The organism is Kitasatospora sp. NPDC056651 (assembly GCF_042792155.1).
GTDB lineage: Bacteria > Actinomycetota > Actinomycetes > Streptomycetales > Streptomycetaceae > Kitasatospora.
On record NZ_JBHTWX010000083.1, the window covers coordinates 1 to 2,372 of the forward strand.

Below are 2,372 nucleotides of genomic sequence, written 5' to 3' on the forward strand. Positions count from 1 at the left end.
GTCGCGTTCGCGTTCGAGTCGGGCGGCGCGGTCCTCGAGTTCGGTGAGGTAGGCGCGGCGGACCCTGGTGAGTCGGCCCCAGGCCCAGCAGAGGACGAACGGGGTGGACAGGAACCCGGAGACCAGGGCGGTGCGCGGCCAGCTGTCCGTCAGCTCGTCGGGGGCGAAGCACCGGACCGCCAGCGGGCCGGCCAGCACGCCGCCGGCCAGCGCGAGCCGGGAGGCCCAGGCCGGGCCGTACGCGGCGGCGGTGTACGCGAGGACGAGGTAGCCGGCGGCGGTCGGGGCCGCCGCGATACCGAGGGCGAGCTGGCCGGCCCCGAGCAGGACGCCGCCGGCCGCAGCCGGGCCGGGGACGCGGCGCCGGACGGTGAGCAGTACGGCCAGCAGCACGGCCGAGGCCGCCCGCCAGGCCAGTTGAGGGCCGGCGAACTGTGCCGCGTGCAGCAGGCCGACGACCGACAGCAGCCCGGCCCAACCGGCATCGACCGCCATCGGGTGGGTGCGCGACCGGACGTTGAGGCGATGCACCCCCTCAGGCTAGGCAGCCGTGCCGGGCGCCCGGGTCCACCGAAAGTCTGAGGCGGCATCAGCCACAGGGTGGAGATGAACTCGTCAAGAGGCGCCCGGGAAGTAGCTGTTTAGCGGACGAGTCAAACACGTGGAGCCTCGCTCGGTGGTTCGACGAAGATCCGACACGGGCCGTGGCGACTGGCGTCCGGCCTGTCCGAGTGTCGGCGGAAACCACCGGTACGTGAGGGTTGTGATGGCTACCACTGGAACGGACGGGACGCGGCTCGTCGAACGGAGCGGGGCCGGGGTCCTCTCGCCGGCGGTGCCGGTCTGGCGACCGGTGGCCGCGGTGGCGGCGGGGACGGCGGTCGTCCTGCTGCTCTTCGTCGACGACTACGGCTACGACGCCGACGAGCTGTACTTCCGGATGCTGGGCGAGCGGGGGCCGGCCTGGGGCTACGTGGACCAGCCGCCGGCGCTGCCGATGGTGGTCCGGGCGGCCACCCTGCTCCTGGGGGACAGCCTCTGGGCGATCCGCGTCCCCGCGGTGCTGTGCGCGGCGGCGGTGGTGGTGCTCGGCTCGCTGATCGCGGCCGAACTGGGGGCCTCGCGGCGGGCGCAGCTGATGACGGCGCTCGGGCTCGGCGGCTCGGTGATGGTGCTGAGCGTCGGTCACTGGATCCTGACCAGCAGCCTGGACACGGTGGCCTGGTGCCTGGTGATGCTGTTCGTGCTGCGGGCGCTGCTGCGGCAGGACGGCCGGTGGTGGCTCTGGGCCGGTGCGGTGTGCGGTGTGGCGCTGTACGCCAAGTACATGGTGATGCTGCTGCCGGTGTCGCTGCTGATCGGTCTGGCCCTGGCCGGGCCCCGGCAGGCCTTCCGCGACCGGCGGTTGTACCTGGGGATGGCGCTGGCGCTGGTGATCGGGGCGCCGAACCTGGTCTACCAGATCACCCACGACTTCCCGCAGGTCCAGATGGCGCACGCGCTGGGCGCCAGCGACGGTTCGGCGAACCGTTCGCTGTTCGTCTCCAACCTGCTGCTGCTGCTCGGCCCGGGTCTGGCGGTGTTCTGGGTCGCCGGCCTGATCGGGCTGTTCCGCAAGCGGGAGTGGCGCCCGGTGCGGTCGGTGGCGGTCGGCTACCTGCTGGCGACGGCCGCCGCGCTGATGATCGAGGGCGGCCGGCCGGACTACAGCGGAGGGTTCCTGATCGCGCTGTTCGCGGCCGGGGCGATCCGGGCCGACCGCTGGATCGCCCGAGGCCGGCGGCGGCTGCCGGTGGTGGCGACCGGGCTGGTGCTGACCACGGTGCTCCAGATGCTGCTGGCGCTGCCGGTGATCCCGGAGAAGTCGCTGCACCGGGCGGCGATCAACAGCATGGCCCTGGAGACGGTCGGCTGGCCGACCACGGTGGCCCAGGTGGCGTCGGTGTACGACGGGCTGCCGGCCGGGGAGAAGGCCCGCGCGGTGCTGCTGGCGGGCAACTTCGGTGAGGCCGGCGCGCTGGACCGGTTCGGCGGGAAGTACCACCTGCCCGAGGTCTACAGCGGGCACAACGAGCTCCACGCCTGGGGACCGCCGCCCGACTCCGCCGACGTGGTGGTGGCCGTGGGGGTCGACGGGGCCCGGCTGAGCGCCGACTTCGAGCGGTGCACGGTCGCCGCCGTACTCGACAACGGGCTGGACATCAGCAATCCGGAGCAGGGCCGGCGGATCTCGGTCTGCCGGGGGCCGCGCGAACCGTGGAAGGCGCTCTGGCCCGCGTACCGCCATCTCGGCGCGTACGAGTGACGGACCGCGGACACCCGCGAGTCGCAGCCCCGCAGACCAGACCGAAGGCCGAGGAGGAGTGGTTCCG

1 protein-coding gene and 1 pseudogene are annotated in these 2,372 nt (G+C 73.4%); one reads left to right on the forward strand and one right to left on the reverse strand.

Annotation, left to right across the window (positions count from 1 at the left end; genetic code table 11):
- Window positions 1–531 (reverse strand): annotated as a pseudogene (locus ACFRAR_RS27400) (sensor histidine kinase); the annotation flags it as partial.
- Between the two features lie 235 nt (window positions 532–766).
- Here ACFRAR_RS27400 and ACFRAR_RS27405 point away from each other — a divergent pair.
- Window positions 767–2,305 (forward strand): glycosyltransferase family 39 protein, encoded by a 1,539-nt coding sequence (locus ACFRAR_RS27405; RefSeq protein WP_380700869.1) that lies wholly within the window; start codon window positions 767–769, stop codon window positions 2,303–2,305.
- Window positions 2,306–2,372 lie beyond the last annotated feature (67 nt).

What these genes read in the sequence shown, in the direction of transcription:
- ACFRAR_RS27405 (WP_380700869.1), top strand. Translation starts at nt 767, where the DNA reads ATGGCTACCACTGGAACGGACGGGACGCGGCTCGTCGAACGGAGCGGG.